We start from the raw sequence: 18248 nt of genomic DNA on the forward strand, positions 1-18248 counted from the left end.
CGGTGGTGCCGGGTCTGCCCCGGCCCCCGGCCAGGGGCGTCGCCACCGGCCCGGGGGCTGGGTGACGTGGCCCGGCCGCGTCCCCTACCCCGCCCGATTCGCGTTCGCCGTGGAGCTTCGCCTATGGGCGGGCGGCACGGCCTGGCGGCATGGGCGGGCGGCACGGCCTGGCGGCATGGGCGGGCCCCACCCGCCGTCTCTGGGCTGGGTGGGGCCCGGTCATGTTCTGCCCAGGGCGGGGGTGTTCCGGTGGGTGCTCAGCGACGGGCCGCTGCGGCGCGCCGTCGAGGGCGGTCGTCGGCCTCGGGCTCCTCGTCGAGGTCCTCGACCTCCTCGGGGTCCTCCTCGTACGCCTCGGGTTCCTCGGCCTCGTCCGGCTCCCCGGCGGCCTCCGGCTCCTCCTCGTACTCCTCGTCGTACTCCTCGGACTCGCCGCCTGCGGGCTCCTCCTCGTACTCGTCCCCAGCCCCAGCCTCAGCCGCCTCGTCCGGCTCATCGGCCTCTCCCCCGGTCTCCTCACCCTCACCGGTCCCGGCGGCCTCGTCGGCCTGCTCGTGCTCTTCCTCCTCCACGGCCGTCTCGTGGTCCCGCACGACCTCGCCGTCCCGGATCTCGCCGCGCCAGCCGTCCGTGGCCTCGCCGCGCATCATGATGAACTTCCGGTAGAGCTTCAGATCGAGCCGGGCCCGTCGGCCCTGGGCCCGCCAGATGTTGCCGGTCTTCTCGAAGAGGCCCTTGGGGAAGTACTCGAGAACCAGCAGCACCCGGGTGAGGTTGTCACCGAGCGGGTGAAAGGTGACGACGCCCTTGACGGTGCCCTTGGCGCCCTCCGTGGTCCAGCTGATCCGCTCGTCGGCGACCTGCTCGGTGACGTTCGCCCGCCAGCTGCGGGTGGACTTGGCGACCTTCACCTTCCAGTTGCTGCTGGTGTCGTCGGCCTTCTCGACGCTGACGACCCCCTTGGCGAAGGTGCTGAACTCCTGGAACTGGGTCCACTGGTTGTACGCCTCGCGGACCGGCACCCCGACGTCGATGTCCTCGACGACCGTCACGCTCTTCGATTTGCCGCCCCCGCTCTTGCCCTTGCCGCCTTTGCCGAAGACCCCTCTGACCTTCTCCTTCAGCGAGTCCTTGAGCGAGTCCTTCAGCTGGGACGTACCGGCCTTCATCAGGGCCTGTCCCGGAGACTTGCCCTCGGAGAGGGACTGCGCGCCCTTGGCGAGGCCCGAGCCGAGGCCGGAGATCGCATGGGTCGCCCGCGCCTGGACATAGTTCCGCAGCTCGTCCTTCAGACGGTCGGTGGCCGGATTCTTGACGATGTCGTCCTTGAGCTTGCCGAGCGTGTCAGCCATTGCGGCCCCCCGCGGTCCTGGCGGTCTTCTTCGCCGTGGCCTTCTTCGCCGTGGTCTTCTTGGCCGCGGCCTTCTTCGCCGTGGCGGAACCGGACGCGGCGGTCTTCTTCGCCGGGCGGGCCGGGGCCTTGGCCGCCGCCTTGCGCGGAGGCCTCGGCGGCTTCGGTTTCCGCTTCGGCCCGGATTCCGCCTCGCCCTCCGGCCCCTCGGCGGGCTCCTCGTCCTCGCCCCGGTCCCTCTCGTCCTCGGCGTCGGCCTCCTCGCCCTCGTCTTCGTCCCCGCCTTCGCCGCGCAGCAGCGCCGTGCGCTCGTGCAGCGAATCGGCGAGGCCGCTCACCCGGTCGGAGACGGCCTTGGTCGCGGCCTGCCGGGTGGCGTCGGCGAGTTCCTTGCGCACCTCCGAGTTGAGGCCGCTCAGCAGCGGCGCCTGGGCGAGGGACTTCTTCAGCTGCTGCGGATCCAGCGAGATCTTCTTCCCGGCCAGCAACATGCCCAGCCCGACAGCGAGTTTCGCCTTCTTCGTACGCCCGAGGAGATAGCCCCCCACGACCGCGACCGTGATCTTGCCATTTGTCATCATCTGTTCGCTCCCGAAGTCGAACGCGGCTTCGATGTGGACGGCCGGGTACCCACATACGAAAGAGCCCCACCCGCAAGAAGCGAATGGGGCTCTTTGCTCCGGGGAGCGTCAGGTCACTTGTTGATCTTGGTGACCTGGCCGGCGCCGACGGTCCGGCCACCCTCACGGATGGCGAACTTCAGGCCCTCCTCCATGGCGACCGGCTGGATCAGCTGGACGGACATCTCGGTGTTGTCGCCCGGCATGACCATCTCGGTGCCCTCGGGGAGGGTCACAACGCCCGTCACGTCCGTGGTACGGAAGTAGAACTGCGGACGGTAGTTGTTGAAGAACGGCGTGTGGCGGCCACCCTCGTCCTTGGACAGGATGTACGCCTGGGCCTCGAACTCGGTGTGCGGAGTGACCGAGCCCGGCTTGATGATGACCTGGCCGCGCTCGACGTCCTCGCGCTTGATGCCGCGGAGCAGCAGACCGACGTTCTCACCGGCCTGGCCCTCGTCGAGCAGCTTGCGGAACATCTCGATACCGGTGACGGTGGTCGAGGTCTTCTCCTGCTTGATGCCGATGATGTCGACGTTCTCGTTGACCTTCAGCACACCGCGCTCGATACGGCCGGTGACGACCGTACCGCGACCGGTGATCGTGAAGACGTCCTCGATCGGCATCAGGAACGGCTTGTCGACGTCGCGCTCCGGCTGCGGGATCGACTCGTCGACGGCCTTCATCAGGTCGAGGACGGACTTGCCCCACTCGGCGTCGCCCTCGAGCGCCTTGAGCGCCGAGACCTTGATGACCGGAACGTCGTCGCCCGGGAACTCGTACTCGGAGAGCAGCTCACGGACCTCGAGCTCGACGAGCTCCAGGATCTCCTCGTCGTCCACCATGTCGGCCTTGTTCAGGGCGACAACGATGTACGGCACGCCGACCTGGCGGGCCAGGAGCACGTGCTCCTTGGTCTGCGGCATCGGGCCGTCGGTGGCGGCGACCACGAGGATGGCGCCGTCCATCTGCGCCGCACCGGTGATCATGTTCTTGATGTAGTCGGCGTGACCGGGGCAGTCAACATGCGCGTAGTGACGCGACTCGGTCTGGTACTCGACGTGCGCGATGGAGATGGTAATACCGCGCTGGCGCTCCTCAGGAGCCTTGTCGATCTGGTCGAAGGCCGAGGCCTCGTTCAGGTCCGGGTACGCGTCGTGCAGCACCTTGGTGATCGCAGCGGTAAGCGTGGTCTTACCGTGGTCGATGTGACCGATGGTGCCGATGTTGACGTGCGGCTTAGTCCGCTCGAACTTCGCCTTCGCCACTGGGGTCCTCCTGTGGAGTGGTTCTGTACGCATCCACACTTTGCGGATGGGTTCAGGTGGTCTTACCGAACCGGCCAGGACCCCGAGGGGGATGCCCTTCGCCGTATTCGTATGGGGGCCGGCGGCCGGGGCCCGGCATGGAACGCGGTGAACGCGCTCCATGCCGGGATGCCCCGATGCCTTGTGCTTCCAGCCTAAAGGGTGAGAAATGCGGATGAACCCGCGTTACTCGCCCTTGGCCTTCGCGATGATCTCCTCGGCGACGTTCCGCGGAACCTCGGCGTAGGAGTCGAACTGCATGGAGTAGCTGGCGCGGCCGGACGTCTTGCTGCGCAGGTCGCCCACGTAGCCGAACATCTCCGACAGCGGAACCAGGCCGGTGACCAGCTTGGCGCCGCTCCGGTCCTCCATGGACTGGATCTGCCCGCGACGGGAGTTGATGTCGCCGATCACGTCACCCATGTAGTCCTCGGGCGTGGTGACCTCGACCTTCATCATCGGCTCGAGCAGGGCCGGGCTGGCCTTGCGGGCGGCCTCCTTGAAGGCCATCGAACCGGCGATCTTGAACGCCATCTCGGACGAGTCGACCTCGTGGTAGCCACCGTCGAGCAGGGTGACCTTCACACCGGTCAGCGGGTAGCCCGCGAGCACGCCGAACTCCATGGCCTCCTGGCAGCCCGCGTCCACCGACGGGATGTACTCCCGCGGGATGCGACCACCGGTGACCTTGTTCTCGAACTCGTAGCCATCGCCCTCGAGCGGCTCCAGCGCGATCTGCACCTTCGCGAACTGGCCGGAACCACCAGTCTGCTTCTTGTGCGTGTAGTCGTACCGCTCGACCGGCTTGCGCAGCGTCTCGCGGTAGGCCACCTGGGGCTTGCCGACGTTGGCCTCGACCTTGAACTCCCGGCGCATGCGGTCGACCAGCACATCGAGGTGCAGCTCGCCCATGCCGGAGATGATCGTCTGGCCGGTCTCCTCGTCGGTCTTGACGCGGAAGGACGGGTCCTCCTCGGCAAGCCGCTGGATCGCGACGGCCAGCTTCTCCTGGTCGCCCTTGGACTTCGGCTCGATGGCCACCTCGATGACCGGGGCCGGGAAGTCCATCGACTCCAGGATCACCGGGTTCGACGAATCGGAGAGGGTCTCACCGGTGGTGGTCTGCTTCAGACCCATGACGGCGACGATGTCACCGGCACCCACCGACTCGATCTCCTCACGCTTGTTCGCGTGCATCCGGTAGATCTTGCCGATGCGCTCCTTCTTGCCCTTGACGGAGTTCAGCACCTGCGTGCCGGCCGTCATGCGGCCCGAGTAGACCCGGATGAAGGTGAGCTTGCCGAGGTGCGGGTCACTCGCGATCTTGAACGCCAGAGCCGACAGCGGCTCTTCCTCGGAGGGACGCCGCTTGATGACCTCGTCGGGGTCCTTGACCGAGTGGCCCTCGATCGCCTCGATGTCGATCGGCGACGGCAGGTAGCGGACCACGGCGTCGAGCAGGGGCTGCACGCCCTTGTTCTTGAACGCGGTGCCACAGAACACCGGAGTGACGGTGGTGCCCTCACCCTTGCCCGAGGCGATGGTGATACGGCGGACCGCCGCGTAGAGCTGCTCCACGGTGGGCTCCTCGCCCTCCAGGTACAGCTCCATCATCTCTTCGTCGTTCTCGGCGACGGTCTCGAGCAGCTTGCCGCGCCACTCGTCGGCGGCCTCGGTGTGGGTGTCCGGGATGTCGACGGTGTCGTACATCTCGCCCTTGGTCGCCTCGGCGGACCAGACCAGCGCCTTCATGGTGACGAGGTCGACGACGCCCTTGAAGTCGGCCTCGGTGCCGATCGGCAGCTGCATGACGATCGGAACCGCGCCAAGGCGGTCCGTGATCATGTCGACGCAGCGGTGGAACTCCGCACCGGTGCGGTCGAGCTTGTTGACGAAGCAGATACGCGGAACGCCGTAGCGGTCCGCCTGACGCCACACCGTCTCGGACTGCGGCTCGACGCCGGCCACGCCGTCGAACACCGTCACGGCACCGTCGAGCACGCGCAGGCTGCGCTCCACCTCAACGGTGAAGTCGACGTGCCCCGGGGTGTCGATGATGTTGATCGTGTGGTCGACGTTCTCGAGCGGCCAGTGACAGGTCGTCGCGGCGGACGTGATGGTGATGCCGCGCTCCTGCTCCTGCTCCATCCAGTCCATGGTGGCGGCGCCATCGTGGACTTCACCGATCTTGTAGCTCACGCCGGTGTAGAAGAGGATCCGCTCGGTGGTGGTCGTCTTGCCCGCGTCGATGTGGGCCATGATCCCAATGTTGCGGACCTTGGCCAGGTCAAGTGAAGTGGTGGCCATATGGCTCAGTCTTCTCTCGGTTCTCGATGGGGTAGCGACTACCAGCGGTAGTGCGCGAAGGCCTTGTTGGACTCGGCCATCTTGTGGGTGTCCTCGCGACGCTTGACGGAGGCGCCCAGACCATTGCTGGCGTCCAGCAGTTCGTTCATCAGGCGCTCGGTCATGGTCTTCTCGCGGCGGGCGCGGGAGTAACCCACCAGCCAGCGCAGCGCGAGGGTGGAGGAGCGGCCGGGACGGACCTCGACCGGCACCTGGTAGGTGGCGCCACCGACACGGCGGGAACGGACCTCGAGGGTCGGCTTGACGTTCTCCAGCGCGCGCTTGAGGGTGATGACCGGGTCGTTGCCGGACTTCTCGCGCAGGCCCTCCATGGCGCCGTAGACAATGCGCTCGGCAGTGGAGCGCTTGCCGTTCAGCAGGACCTTGTTGATGAGGGACGTCACCAGAGGAGAGTTGTAGACCGGGTCGATGATGACCGGGCGCTTCGGGGCGGGACCCTTACGAGGCATTCTTACTTCTCCTTCTTGGCGCCGTAGCGGCTGCGAGCCTGCTTGCGGTTCTTGACGCCCTGCGTGTCGAGGGAGCCGCGGATGATCTTGTAACGAACACCCGGCAGGTCCTTCACACGACCGCCGCGCACGAGCACGATGGAGTGCTCCTGCAAGTTGTGCCCCTCACCCGGGACATAGGCGGTGACCTCGATCCCACTGCTCAGCCGGACACGCGCGACCTTGCGGAGCGCCGAGTTCGGCTTCTTCGGCGTCGTGGTGAACACGCGAGTGCATGTACCACGGCGCTGCGGCGACCCCGCGAGGGCGGGGGTCTTGTTCTTCTCGACCTTGTCCTGACGGCCCTTGCGGACCAGCTGCTGGATCGTAGGCACCGTTTCTCCGGTTTCTGTGTGCCAGTCTCGGTAAAGCTAACCTGGAGTTTCTCCGACCCACGCGGTCGGGTGTGTCGCGCACCGCAGCTCTCCGCGGAAGCTCAGAGAGTGCAGATTGTTGGTGTCGACACTCCAGCTCCCCACGCGGACGAGTGCACGCGCGAGGACCCGGGCACACCCCAGGCACAAGGTCTGAGCGTACCTACCTCATCGACTTCGGTCAAAACAATGCACCGGACCCCGACACGCCGGAATTGTCCCGCCGGGCCCCGCCCTCGGCAACAGTCGCGGCGGCGGCTCGCGGACCGCTGCCCGAGGAGAGCCCGCTCTCCCGGCTGCTCTCCTCCTCCCATCCGGAACGCCGCAGAGCGGCCACCCCGCGAGGGGGTGACCGCCCTGTGAGCGATACCGGTCCTACTGGCCGTCACCTTCATACGGACATGAGGTGCGCCCTTACGGACCTCGGTCCGCTATGGGCCTCGGTCCGCGTCAGCTGATGGCGGTCACATCGCGCCAGCTCTTCGCCACCACCACGGGCTCCCGGAAGACGGCGGTGGGGTCGTTGGGGTCGAAGGTGCCGCTGTGGGCGTAGGCCACGAGCGAGCCGTCCTGCCGCAGGCCGAGCAGGTCCGGCCGGCCGTCGCCGTTGATGTCCGTGACATCGATGATGTCCAGCGTGTCCCAGCCGTGGCCGATCGTGTGCCAGCGGCCCTCGCCCACCGGCTCCCCGTGGGGGTCCAGGCCCTCGTCGGGCGTGAGGTAGAGGGCGAGGTCGCCGTTGTCATGGAGGACGAGCAGTTCGGGGCGGCCGGAGCCGGTGACGTCGGCGGCACCCAGGGGGATGTCCGTCGCCCCGAGGGTGGCCAGCCGCACAGGCGCGTCGAAGCTGTTGGTGCCATCGACCTCGCCGGCGAAGGGAATGATGTCGATCTTGCTGGTGCCGCCCTGCCTGCCGATGATGTCGGTCTTGCCGTCGGCGTTCATATCGGCGAGGGCGATCGTGTCGTAGGCGACCTCCGGCAGTTTCCCGCCGATGTGGACCGGTTCCGCCAGAGTGTCCAGTCCGGCGAGACCGCCGCGATTGAGGAAGATATAGCCCTGTTCTTCCACGGTGAGCGCGAACACATCAGCCCTGCCGTCACCCGTGAAATCGCCGGCCCCCACCCATAGATAGTGATCGGGGAGAATATCGACACCGATCTTCATGGGTTCGCCGTACGTTTTCAATCCATTCAGCGCACCGGATCCCGGGTAGACGAATAATTCGCTCCCATGCCGGACGAGAATATCCTGCCTACCGTTCCCGTCGAACGAACCGGAATGACCGGTGTAGAACAGCATCGACTCTCCCCGCTCCAGGGTTCGACAAGCGCCCCCATGCGGAATTACCGAGGAGCGCGCCACCAGGCATTTGCCCATCCTATGGGCGCTGTTCGCCCGGTAAACCCCTAGACCAACCCCTAGTACCGCTCCATCAGGCTTGCCTTGATCTTGGCGTCGTTCCGCTGGACAGGGGCTGGTGGCAGGTGACGCAGATGCCGGTCCAGCACCTCAGCAGGCGTTGGAGGGTGTCGAGGATCTTGACAGCGACCGCTCCGGGCCCGAACCTGATGGCGTTGCCGCAGGTCAACCTGGGTACCCCTAGGGAACTCGGCCCAGGTCCACGACAGTTGGCGGCCGTGGCGGAACGACCCATCGACCGGGTGAATGCCCACTTCAGGCCCCGGTGCGATGAACGTCACGTTTTCCGCACGGCATGTCCCGCCCGTCCCGAAATAAATGGTGAGATGGCGGCACATAGTGGCACCCCAATTAGTAATGGATCAGTAAGGCGCTTTTTTTAGCTTGACCGTTCTGTGACCAGGCCACACCATCGATAGCGATGGACGCGGTGCAATCGCGCACGCCATTTACCGCTAGGACCGAGACTCGCAAAGGGGGATTTGTGGAGCTGGCCGAACGGATGGGCGAACTCACTCAGCTACGATCCATGCTGTCGACCTGCCTCGCAGGCGAAGGAGGGGTCACTCTGGTGACGGGGGCAGTGGCCTGTGGAAAGACCAGCCTGCTGAACACCTTCGCCCGGGATGTCAAAGACGCGGGAGCGCTGTTCCTCCATGCCGGCGCGTCCCGCGCCGAGCAGCTCCTGCCGCTCGGTGTGGTGGGGCAGCTATTAGACAGCGCCCCGCTGTCGGCAAGCCAGTCGCAGCGAAGCGCCCGGCTGAGCGCCGAATGTGTGACGGAACGGCCCGATCAAGACTCGGAAACCCTTGAGCAACAGCACGCACGCGTCATTCACGAGTTCTGCACCCTGCTCCTGGAGCTGACCACCCAGGGCCCCCTCGTCGTGGGGATCGACGATGTCCAGTACGCCGACCGACTGTCCCTGCAATTCCTGTCCTACCTGACCAGGCGCCTCGCGGCGGAGCCGATCCTCATCGTGCTGAACGAGTGGGCGGTGCTGGAGCCCGCGCTCGACTCCTTCCGCGCCGAACTGATCAGCCACTCCCACTGCCGCCGCATCCGGCTGGGGCCGCTGTCCCCCGCCGGTGTCGCCGAACTGCTCGCGGACCACACGGACACCTGGCCGTCCAGCCCGCTGCCCACCGCCTGCGCGGAGATCAGCGGGGGCAATCCGCTGCTGATCCGCGCGCTGATCGAGGACCATGCCACGGTCGCCGGGCGGGTCTCCACGGAGGACCTGGCCGGGCCCGTCGTCGCCGACGCCTTCCGGGAGGCCGTGCTGGTCTGTGTCCACCGCTGTGGACCCGATGTGCTCGAGGGCGCCCAGGGGCTCGCGGTGCTCGACGACGCCGGCACCCCCGCACTGCTGGCCCGGCTGCTCGACATCGAACCGCACCAGGCCGACCACATCGTGGAGGTGCTGACCATGGCCGGGCTGCTGGCGGACGGCCACTTCCGGCATCCGGCCGCCCGCACCGCCGTTCTCGACAACATCGCCGGGAAGGACCGCACGCGTCTGCACCGCCGGGCCGCCGAGCTGCTCTACCAGGAGGGCGCCCAGGCGACGACCGTCGCCGCCCACCTGATCACCTCGAACCAGACCGATGCGCCCTGGACGGTGCCGGTGCTGCGGGAAGCGGCGGACCAGGCGCTGGTCGGGGACCAGGTCGAGCAGGCGATCAAGCTGCTCAAGCTGGCCCGGCGGAACTGCGCCGACAAACGCCAGCAGGCCGCCGTCACCACCCTGCTCGCCGAGGTCGAATGGCGGCTCAACCCCTCGGCCGCCGCCCGGCTGCTGCCCGAGCTGATCGAGGCCGTCCGCGCCGGAGTGATGGAGACCGACGTCACCGCCCCGGTCGGCCTCCTGCTGTGGAACGGCGAGCTGGCGCACGCCATCGACGCGCTCAACCAGCTCTACGCGACGGTCGACCGCTCGGACTCCCAGGCCGTGACCGAACTGCACATCCTCAGGCTGTGGGCGGGCTGCTCCTACCCGGTGCTGCTGCGCCGCGCTCCCGAGCCGTCCGGCTTTCCCCATCCCGACGACTCGCTGAGCGAGGCCGCCGCGACGGACATGCGGCTGCGGGCCCTGACCGCGTTCACCACCGTGCTGCGGCAGGACACCCACGCCAAGGCCGTCACCGCCGCCGAACAGGTGCTGCAGAGCTGCCACCTCGGCCACGCGGTCATGGACCCGGTGATCCCCGCGCTGCTGACCCTGACCTACGCGGACCGGCTGGACAAGGCGGCGCCCTGGTGCGACGCCCTGCTGGCCGAGGCCCGCGCCCGGCACGTCCCCGCCTGGCAGGCGATACTGTCCGCGGTCCGCGCCGACATCGCGTTGCGCCAGGGCGACCCCGAGGCCGCCGAGCAGCACGCCCGCTCCGCCCTCGGCGCGATATCCGACCGCAGCTGGGGCGTGGCCCTCGGCGCACCACTGGGCATCCTGCTGCAGGCCCTGACCTCGCTCGGACGCCACGCCGAAGCCGAGGAGCTGACCCGGGCGGCGCCACCGGAGGTGTTCCAGACCCGCTGGGGGGTGCTCTACCTGTACGCGCGGGGCCGCTGCCACCTGGCGGCCAACCGGCTGCAGGCCGGCCTGAGCGACCTCACCACCTGCGGTGAGCTCCTGGCCGCCTGGGACATGGACCTGCCGGGCTTCCTGCCCTGGCGCGCCGACGCCGCGCGGATCCATCTGCGGCTGGGAAACGTGCGGCAGGCGCGGCGGCTGGCCGAGGAGCAGCTCACCCGGCCCCTCACCCGTGGCTCCCGCACCCATGGCATCGCCCTGCGCACGCTGGCCGCCTGCAGCGAGCTCAAACAGCGGCCGCATCTGCTGCGCAAGGCCGCCGAGGAGCTCCAGGAGCAGGGCGACAGACTGGAATTGGCGGAGACCCTCACCGATCTCAGCGAGGCCCACTACGCGCTCGGGGAGTCCGACCGGGCCCGGATGATGGCGCGCAGAGCGTGGCACGTCGCCACCGAGTGCCGTACGGACGTGCTGCGGGAGCGGCTGTCGGTGTGCCTGGCGGAGGAGGACGCCGCGCCCCTGATCGACACGGCGGGGGTGACCGCGCTGAGCGACGCGGAGCGGCGGGTGGCCACCCTCGCGGCCAAGGGGCACACCAACCGGGAGATCGCCCGCAAGCTCTACATCACGGTCAGCACCGTGGAGCAGCACCTGACCAGGGCGTACCGCAAGCTCGACGTGCGCAGCCGGGTGGATCTGCCCGTCTGGCTGCAGCCGAGCGGCGCGGCGACGACGTAAAGGCATGCCGCGCCCTGTCAGGAGACCGGCCGGTGAGGGCCGTAGGCGCGGAGGAACGCGCGGACGCCGCTGACGACGATCCGCTCGATCTCGGCGTCGCCCACGGGCACGACGCCGAAAAGGGAACGGTGGTTCACGCTGCTGGTCACCAGCGCTCCGAAGTGGGCGGCGGCCTCCACCGGGTCGGGCACGGCGAGGGCACCGCGCTCGGCCAGTTCCCCCAGCCGCTCGGCCAGGGCCCGCTGCTCGATGCCCGGCCCCCGCCAGCGGTCGAGCAGCGCGGGGAAGTGGGGCGCCTCGGTGATCACCAGCCGGATCGCCGCGGCGCGGCCCACCGAGCGCGCCACGGTGGTGCCCAGCTCGCAGCCGAAGCGGACCAGGGGCGCCTCGATGTCGTCGGCCTCTCCGAGGGCGCTGTCCTCCCCGAGGGTACGGTCCAGGATCTCCGAGAACTGCTCCGCGTACGCCTCCTCGGCGTCCTCGATGACGGAGAGGAACAGCCGCTCCTTGCTGCCGTAATAGTCGTAGACCGTGCGCTTGGAGACGCCCGCTTCGGCGGCGACGGCATCCACGCTGGTGCCGGCCACCCCATGGGCCACGAACAGCTCGAACGCCGCCCGTGCGATCGCCGCGCGCTTCTTCGGGGAGCCCTGACGCAGCCGCTTGCCCGCGCCGGACGCCGGACGGTCCCCGGCGGCGGCTGCGGGCGGCGGGGCGCTCCGTGCGTTGGTAACCACAATGAGGAGGGTACAGCAACTACACCACACGGTGTAGAGTCCCTCGCATGACTAGCCCGTCCGCGGGGGCCGCTCCTTCCGCCCCCGAGCAATCCGCATCCGACCGGCTGGACCCCGCGCTCATCCGACTCGGTGTGATCCTGGTGATCGGCGCCATCGCCTCGATGCTGGACACCACGATCGTCAGCGTCGCGATCGACGGCCTCTCGCGCGAGTTCGACACCGACATCTCCACCATCCAATGGGCCAGCACCGGGTATCTGCTCGCGCTTTCCGCGGTCATCCCGCTCACCGGCTGGGCCGTGGAGCGCTTCGGCGCCCGCACGATGTGGCTCTTCTCGCTGACCGCCTTCCTGGGCGGGTCCGCGCTCTGCGGCGCCGCGTGGTCGGTCGGCAGCCTGATCGCCTTCCGGGTCCTCCAGGGCATCGGCGGCGGCCTGATCACCCCGGTGATGCAGACCATCCTGGTCCGCGCGGCCGGTCCCCAGCGGATCGGCCGCATCATGAGCATCGTGGCGGTGCCCGGCCATCTCTCCCCGATCGTCGGTCCATTGGTCGGCGGCGCCATCATCGACTCCGTCAGCTGGCGCTGGATCTTCTACGTCAACGTGCCCATCTGCGCTATCGCCCTGCTGCTGGCCCGGCGGGGCGTTCCGCGCGACACCAGGAGCGACACCGCCGCCCGGCTGGACGTGCTCGGGCTGGCGCTGCTGTCCCCCGGCCTCGCGGCGGTCATCTACGGGCTGTCGCAGACCAGCAGGCCCGCGGGGTTCGGGGCGGCCCCGGTGGTGGTCTCCCTGTCGCTGGGCGCGGTTCTGCTGGCCGCCTTCGCGGCCCATGCGCTGCGCACCCGGATCACCCCGGTCCTGGACCTGCGGCTGTTCCGGCACCGGTCGTTCACCGCGGCCACCTTGCTGATGTTCCTCGGCGGCATGTCCGTCTTCGGCGCGATGCTGCTGATGCCGCTCTACTACCAGCAGGTGCGCGACAAGAGCGCGCTCGACGCGGGCCTGCTGCTCGCACCGCAGTCCATCGGCACCATCATCGCGCTGACCTACGTCGGCAAGCTGACCGACCGGATCGGCTCCCGGCCCATCGTGCTCACCGGTGTCGCCATCGGCGTGGCCGGCACCCTCGCCTACACCCAGGTCCAGCCGGACACCAGCGTGTGGCTGCTCAGCGCGTCCCTGCTGGTCTGGGGGATCGGCATCGCGGCCTCGATGGTGCCCATCATGAGCGCGGCCTACCAGGGGCTGGAGCCGGCCGCCATCCCCCGGGCCACCAGCGCCATTTCGGTGATCCAGCGGCTGGGCGGCTCGTTCGGCACCGCGGTGCTCTCGGTCATCCTGCAGCGCCAGATCATCCGGCACAGCGACGGCGGGCAGCCGGACCCCGACTCGCTGACCAAGGCGTTCGACACCACCTTCTGGTGGGTCCTGGGCTTCACCGCCCTCACCCTGGTACCGGCCCTGCTCCTCCCCCAGGTGAAGAAGCGGGAGCCCGCCAGGCCCACTCCGGAGCCCGCCGCCGCCGAGCGGTGAGGCGTCCGGCGCCGGGCCGCCCGGCGATCCGTCCCGAGGACCGCCGGGCACCCCGCGTCCGGGCGGCCGGGCCGGGGCCGTCAGCCGAACCAGCGGGTCAGCGCCGTGCGCAGGGCAGCGTCGTCCGGACCGGTGTCCTCCTGGGCCGCCCAGCACACATGGCCGTCCGGCCTGATGAGCACGGCCGATACGTCCAGCCCCGCCACCGGACCGGCCACCACATGGCCGATCCGGTCGGCCCGGCCGTGCAGGGCGGACGCCAGCCGGCCGGGGCCGTCGGCCTCCGCCGCCTCGTCCGCCACCTCCTCCGACAACTCCAGCAACACGCCCCGGCCCGTGTGCATCAGCTCGCTGAAGCGCACCGGTTCGCCGCCCACGGTCAGGTCCAGATCCGGCATCAGCCCGCCCACCAGAGGGTGGCCGTCGCCGTCGGACGCGTCGTAGCGGATGGTCAGACCCGAGGTGAGACCCGCCAGATAGCGGTTGGTCTCCGGCAGGTCCACGAGCGAGGTCAGCAGGTCGCGCAGCGCCGTCATGTCCTGCTCCCGGCTCAGCAGGGTGGACTGCGCGCGGGCCGAGCCCAGGATCGCGGCGGCCACCGGGTGGCGTTCGCCGTGGTAGGTGTCCAGGAGCCCGTCCGGCGCCCAGCCCTTGACCGCGGCGGCCAGCTTCCAGCCGAGGTTGAAGGCGTCCTGCAGCCCGAGGTTCATGCCCTGGCCACCGATCGGGAAGACGATGTGGGCGGCGTCCCCGGCGAGCAGCGCCCGCCCCACTCGGTACCGGTCCACCTGCCGGCAGGCGTCGCCGAACCGGGAGGCCCACAGCAGTTCCTTCATCTCGGCGGCAGGACCGCCGACGGCACGGAGGACGTCCTGGACCTCCTGCTCGGTGATCGGGGCGTCCCGGAGGATCGCCCGGCCGCCCGTCTGCTCCGGGTCGGAGAACATCAGCCGGTAGACGTCGTTCTCCAGCCCCACCAGCGAGAAGTGCGTCTGACGGCCGCCCTCGCTCAAGGTGATCATGCCGGTCAGTCCCACGTCCGGCAGCATCCGGACATCCCGGCCGTCCACCTCGCCGACCCCGTCGTGCGGGCCCTGGCCCTCGAACCACTTCTCGGGCGGCCGCACCAGCACGACATCGGCCGCCACCCGGGTCTGGGGGCCGCCGTCCGTGCCGTCGAACGGCAGGTCCAGCACCCTGCGCACCCTGCTCCGCGAACCGTCGCACCCCACGAGGTAGCGGGCACGCAACGGCGTCTCCGACCCGTCCGGTCCCCGGACGGTGGCCGTAACGCCGTGCTCGTCCTGCTCGAAGCCGACGAGTTCCCGGCCGCGCTCCACGGTGATTCCATGAACGGTGTCCAGCCGTTCCTCCAGCATCGCTTCCACCCGCGATTGCAGAACGCCGATCTGCTGGGGATACCGGGACCCGAACGGTTCATTGTCGAGGGCCACCGGAATTCCGGCGAAGAAGCTGCGCGTCAGAAATCCCAGCTGAATGGGGTGTTTCCGGAGACCGGTCAGCAGACCGCGCAGATCCAGGATTTCCGCGGTGCGTGGATGCAGGTTCAGCGCCCTGGACTGTCCGGTGGGCTCCGCCAGAGTTTCCAGCACTGTTGGCCGCACCCCCGCCAGGGCCAGCTCATTGGCCAGCAGGAGACCGGTGGGCCCGGCTCCGGCCACGATGACGTCCGTCTCCCGGACGTGTCCTTGAGGGCTCAACTCATCACCTCAGCAGACCAGTTGGACGGCGGCCACAACCTCACCACCCTTACGTCGGCGGACCCTACGCCGCACGGAAGCATTCACTCCATCCCTTGGCGCCCCTATTTTCAGCATTAGGGGTTGGTGTCACCAACAAGCGTCAGTAGCGTTACGGCGACACCGCGATCGGCGAATTTCCACGGGACGAGGTGGCCATGACCGTGCAAGCCCCCGAAGCACCGTTGCGCGAACTCACGGATGAGGAGGTGGCCGCCTACCGCGACGACGGTGCCATACGAGCGTCGGGACTGTTCTCCGACGAGTGGGTGGGCCGGATAGCAGAGGCCGTCGACTACGTTCTGGCCAATCCATCCGTACTGGCGCAGGCGACCGCCGACTTCTCCGATGGAAAGGCGAACGGCGACGCTTTCATGTGGAAAACACATGAGGCATTCCGTGATTTCGTCTTCCGCTCACCGGCCTCCCGCGTCGCCCAGCGGCTCTTCGGCTCCCGGACCGTCACCGCCTTCTACGACCAGGTGTTCACCAAGCCGCGGGGCACCTCGAAGCCCACTCCGTTCCACGAGGACGCCACGTCCTTCCCCGTCGACGGGGACCAGGTCTGCGCGATGTGGATCGCCCTGGACAGCTGCGGCCCCGACACCGCCGCCCTGACCGTCGTCCGTGGCTCACACCGCTGGGAGCGGGACCGGGCCCCGGTCACCTCCAGCCTGATGCACCGGGCCATGAAGTCGGACCGGGCGGAGACCGCCGCACCGGGCCCCGAAACCCGGCGCGACGTGCTCACCTGGGACGAGAAGGACCTGCTCGCCTGGGATCTGGCCCCCGGCGACGCGGTGATTTTCCACCCGGCCGCGCTGCACGGGGCCACCGGCACCGCACCGGCCCACGGCCGTCGGGCCTTCGTGTCCCGCTGGCTCGGCGACGGCGTCACCTTCCAGCCGAAGAAGGGCGTCATGCCCATCCTGTGGGACCCGGGGCTGGCGCCCGGCGACCCGATGGGCGGACCGCTCTTCCCCCGCGTCCTGCCGGCCGTCGACACGGACGAGGGCCAGTGGGAGGCACAGCAGCCCGACCCCGAGCGGCTGGGCCACTTCCTGCGGCGGATCGGCAGGGGCTGACCACCGCCCGCCGCCGGCCGTCCGGCCCTCGGGGACGCTTCGGCCCTCGGGGGCCGTTCGGTTGCTGGGGGCCGTTCGGTCATCGGGGGCCGTTCGGTCGTCGGAGACCGCGGCGCAGAGGGGCCCGTGGACACCACTGTCCACGGGCCCTCTCCGTCGTTCACTCCCCGGCGGCCTGTGCCGCGGCCAGCTCCGCGCTCAGATATCCGGCCAGCGCGACCGGAGTCGGGCAGTCGTAGACCACCGTCGCGGGCAGCGTCAGCCCGGTGGCGGCCGTCAGCCGGTCCCGCAGCTCGATCGCTCCGAGCGAGGCGAACCCCATCTCCAGGAACGCCCGTTCGCCGTCGACCTCCGCCGCGGAGGGGTGGCCCAGGACGGCGGCCGCCTGTCCGCGCACCACGTCGAGAAGCATCCGGTCGCGCTCCGGCCCGGACGCCTCCCACAGCTCCGACGCCACCGTCCGCGGACCGGTCTGCGCGTCGAAGGCCCCGGGGCGCCGCCCGGTCGCGAACTCCGGCAGAAGGTCGAACAGCCGGCTGGGGCGGGCCGTGGTGAACACCTCGCCGAACCGCTCCCAGTCGACGGCGGCGGCGAGTACGGTCCCCTCCGCACCGCCGACCGTCCGGCGCAGCACGGCGATCCCCTCCGCCGGTTCCAGGGAGCCGAGCCCCAGCTCCAGCAGCCGGCCGGCGAGCGCGTCGGTACTCCACGGCCCCCAGGCCACGGAGGTGACCGGCAGCCCGCGGGCCGCGCGCCGCCCGGCCAGGGCGTCCGCGTACGCCTCCGTCATCGCCCGTACGGCCTGGCCGACACCGCCCACCGTGCCGGTGATGGACGAGAAGACGACGAAGGCCGACAGTTCGAGGTCCTCGGCGAGCTCGTACAGATGGGTCAGACCGGCCAGCCGACCGGACACCAGCTCGTCGTACCGCGCGCCGGGCAGCCCGACGACCGGGTGGTCCTCGACCACGCCCTCGGTGTGGACGATGGCGTCCGGCGGGTACTCCGCCAGCAGACGCGCCAGCGCGTCGCGGTCGTCCAGCGGGCAGGAGGCGACAGTGACGCGTGCACCGGCCGCGCCGAGCTCCGCCGCGAGGCCGTGCGAGTCCGAGCCGTCCCCGGTCAGGACGAGATGCCGCGCGCCGTCGGCCGCCAGCCAGCGGGCGACGTGCGCACCCACGCCCTCAATGCCGCCGGTCACCAGCACCGTACCGGCCGGATTCCACCGCGGTCCCGCGGTGTTCTCGGTGTTCTCCGTGTTCTCGGCGCTTTGGGGGTTCTCGATGCTCTGGGGGTTCTGGGTGTTCTGGGGGTTCTGGGGGTTCTGGGTGTTCCGCTCAGTCTGGGCGTCCGCGCGCACCAGACGGCGGCCGAGGGCTCCGGCGGAGCGGATGGCCACCTGATCCTCACCGGTCGAGCTCGTGAGGACACGACACAGCCGGGTCAGCGCGCGTGCGTCGAGCCGCTCGGGGAGGTCCACGAGACCGCCCCACCGCTCGGGGTGCTCCAGCGCGGCCACCCGGCCGAGCCCCCACAGCAGCGCCGCCGAGGCCGAGGGCGCGGGCTCGGAGGGGGCGACCCCGACCGCACCATGGGTCAGCCACCACAGGGGGGCTTCAAGCCCCAGCTCGTCTGCCGCACGGACCAGTTCGACGGCCCAGGACCCGGTCCGGGGCAGGGCCACCATCCCCCGGACCGCGTCCGCCGAGGCCGCCTTCAGGGACTCGGTGAGTGAGTCACCGTCCGCCGTCACCAGCCGGACCCGCGCACCGTGCCGCTCCAGGCCCCGGGCCACGCGTCGGACCACGTCGTCCTCGTCCGGGACGGCGTCCCCGTCCAGGGCACCGTCCCCGTCCAGGGCGGCATCCGCGCCCAGAGCCGCACCCTCGCTCAAGACGGCATCCGTGCCCCGCTGTCCGGGCACC

13 protein-coding genes and 1 pseudogene are annotated in these 18248 nt (G+C 69.6%); 3 read left to right on the plus strand and 11 right to left on the minus strand.

Annotation, left to right across the window (positions count from 1 at the left end):
• Window positions 1-257: 257 nt before the first annotated feature.
• The 7 genes from LIV37_RS21765 to LIV37_RS21795 all read right to left on the minus strand — a co-directional run bounded on the left by LIV37_RS21765 (window position 258) and on the right by LIV37_RS21795 (window position 7809).
• Window positions 258-1352, minus strand: coding sequence for an SRPBCC family protein (locus LIV37_RS21765; RefSeq protein WP_020869270.1), 1095 nt, complete (start codon window positions 1350-1352; stop codon window positions 258-260).
• Window positions 1345-1932, minus strand: a complete 588-nt coding sequence (locus LIV37_RS21770) for a hypothetical protein (RefSeq protein WP_020869271.1) — start codon at window positions 1930-1932, stop codon at window positions 1345-1347. Before LIV37_RS21770 ends, LIV37_RS21765 begins: the two co-directional genes overlap by 8 nt.
• A gap of 113 nt (window positions 1933-2045) precedes the next feature.
• Window positions 2046-3239: an elongation factor Tu gene (tuf, locus tag LIV37_RS21775; RefSeq protein WP_020869272.1), complete on the minus strand. Its 1194-nt coding sequence runs from the start codon at window positions 3237-3239 to the stop codon at window positions 2046-2048.
• Between the two features lie 225 nt (window positions 3240-3464).
• On the minus strand, window positions 3465-5585 hold the full coding sequence (fusA, locus tag LIV37_RS21780) for an elongation factor G (RefSeq protein WP_020869273.1): 2121 nt from the start codon (window positions 5583-5585) through the stop codon (window positions 3465-3467).
• Between the two features lie 38 nt (window positions 5586-5623).
• A complete protein-coding gene (gene rpsG / locus LIV37_RS21785; RefSeq protein ID WP_014178748.1) occupies window positions 5624-6094 on the minus strand; it encodes a 30S ribosomal protein S7 in 471 nt (156 codons plus the stop codon).
• A 2-nt stretch (window positions 6095-6096) separates the two neighbouring features.
• Entirely contained in the window at window positions 6097-6468 is a 372-nt protein-coding gene (gene rpsL / locus LIV37_RS21790; protein ID WP_014054153.1) for a 30S ribosomal protein S12, read from the minus strand.
• 489 nt (window positions 6469-6957) lie between these two features.
• Window positions 6958-7809, minus strand: a complete 852-nt coding sequence (locus LIV37_RS21795; RefSeq protein WP_158634897.1) for an FG-GAP repeat domain-containing protein — start codon at window positions 7807-7809, stop codon at window positions 6958-6960.
• Between the two features lie 622 nt (window positions 7810-8431).
• Here LIV37_RS21795 and LIV37_RS21800 point away from each other — a divergent pair.
• Window positions 8432-11200, plus strand: coding sequence for a helix-turn-helix transcriptional regulator (locus LIV37_RS21800; RefSeq protein ID WP_274596679.1), 2769 nt, complete (start codon window positions 8432-8434; stop codon window positions 11198-11200).
• Between the two features lie 17 nt (window positions 11201-11217).
• On the opposite strand, the gene LIV37_RS21805 is transcribed toward LIV37_RS21800, so the two are convergent.
• Entirely contained in the window at window positions 11218-11937 is a 720-nt protein-coding gene (locus LIV37_RS21805) for a TetR/AcrR family transcriptional regulator (RefSeq protein ID WP_020869276.1), read from the minus strand.
• Window positions 11938-11984: 47 nt separating this feature from the next.
• Between LIV37_RS21805 and LIV37_RS21810 the strand changes: the two genes are divergently transcribed.
• Entirely contained in the window at window positions 11985-13478 is a 1494-nt protein-coding gene (locus LIV37_RS21810) for an MDR family MFS transporter (RefSeq protein ID WP_121824654.1), read from the plus strand.
• A gap of 80 nt (window positions 13479-13558) precedes the next feature.
• Here the strand turns inward: LIV37_RS21810 and LIV37_RS21815 are convergent, their stop codons facing one another.
• On the minus strand, window positions 13559-15199 hold the full coding sequence (locus tag LIV37_RS21815; RefSeq protein WP_121824653.1) for an FAD-dependent monooxygenase: 1641 nt from the start codon (window positions 15197-15199) through the stop codon (window positions 13559-13561).
• Window positions 15200-15396: 197 nt separating this feature from the next.
• On the opposite strand from LIV37_RS21815, the gene LIV37_RS21820 reads away from it, so the two are divergent.
• The gene (locus LIV37_RS21820) at window positions 15397-16323 is read left to right on the plus strand and encodes a phytanoyl-CoA dioxygenase family protein (RefSeq protein WP_020869279.1); all 927 of its coding nucleotides are present in this window, start codon (window positions 15397-15399) and stop codon (window positions 16321-16323) included.
• Between the two features lie 160 nt (window positions 16324-16483).
• Here the strand turns inward: LIV37_RS21820 and LIV37_RS53035 are convergent, their stop codons facing one another.
• Both LIV37_RS53035 and LIV37_RS53040 read right to left on the minus strand, forming a co-directional pair.
• Window positions 16484-16735 carry an acyl carrier protein gene (locus LIV37_RS53035; RefSeq protein ID WP_455569399.1) on the minus strand — a complete coding sequence of 84 codons (252 nt, stop codon included), beginning with the start codon at window positions 16733-16735 and terminating at the stop codon, window positions 16484-16486.
• A gap of 297 nt (window positions 16736-17032) precedes the next feature.
• Window positions 17033-18010, minus strand: a pseudogene (locus tag LIV37_RS53040) (beta-ketoacyl reductase); the annotation flags it as partial.
• Window positions 18011-18248: the final 238 nt, after the last annotated feature.

It is taken from the genome of Streptomyces rapamycinicus NRRL 5491 (assembly GCF_024298965.1).
Lineage (GTDB): Bacteria > Actinomycetota > Actinomycetes > Streptomycetales > Streptomycetaceae > Streptomyces > Streptomyces rapamycinicus.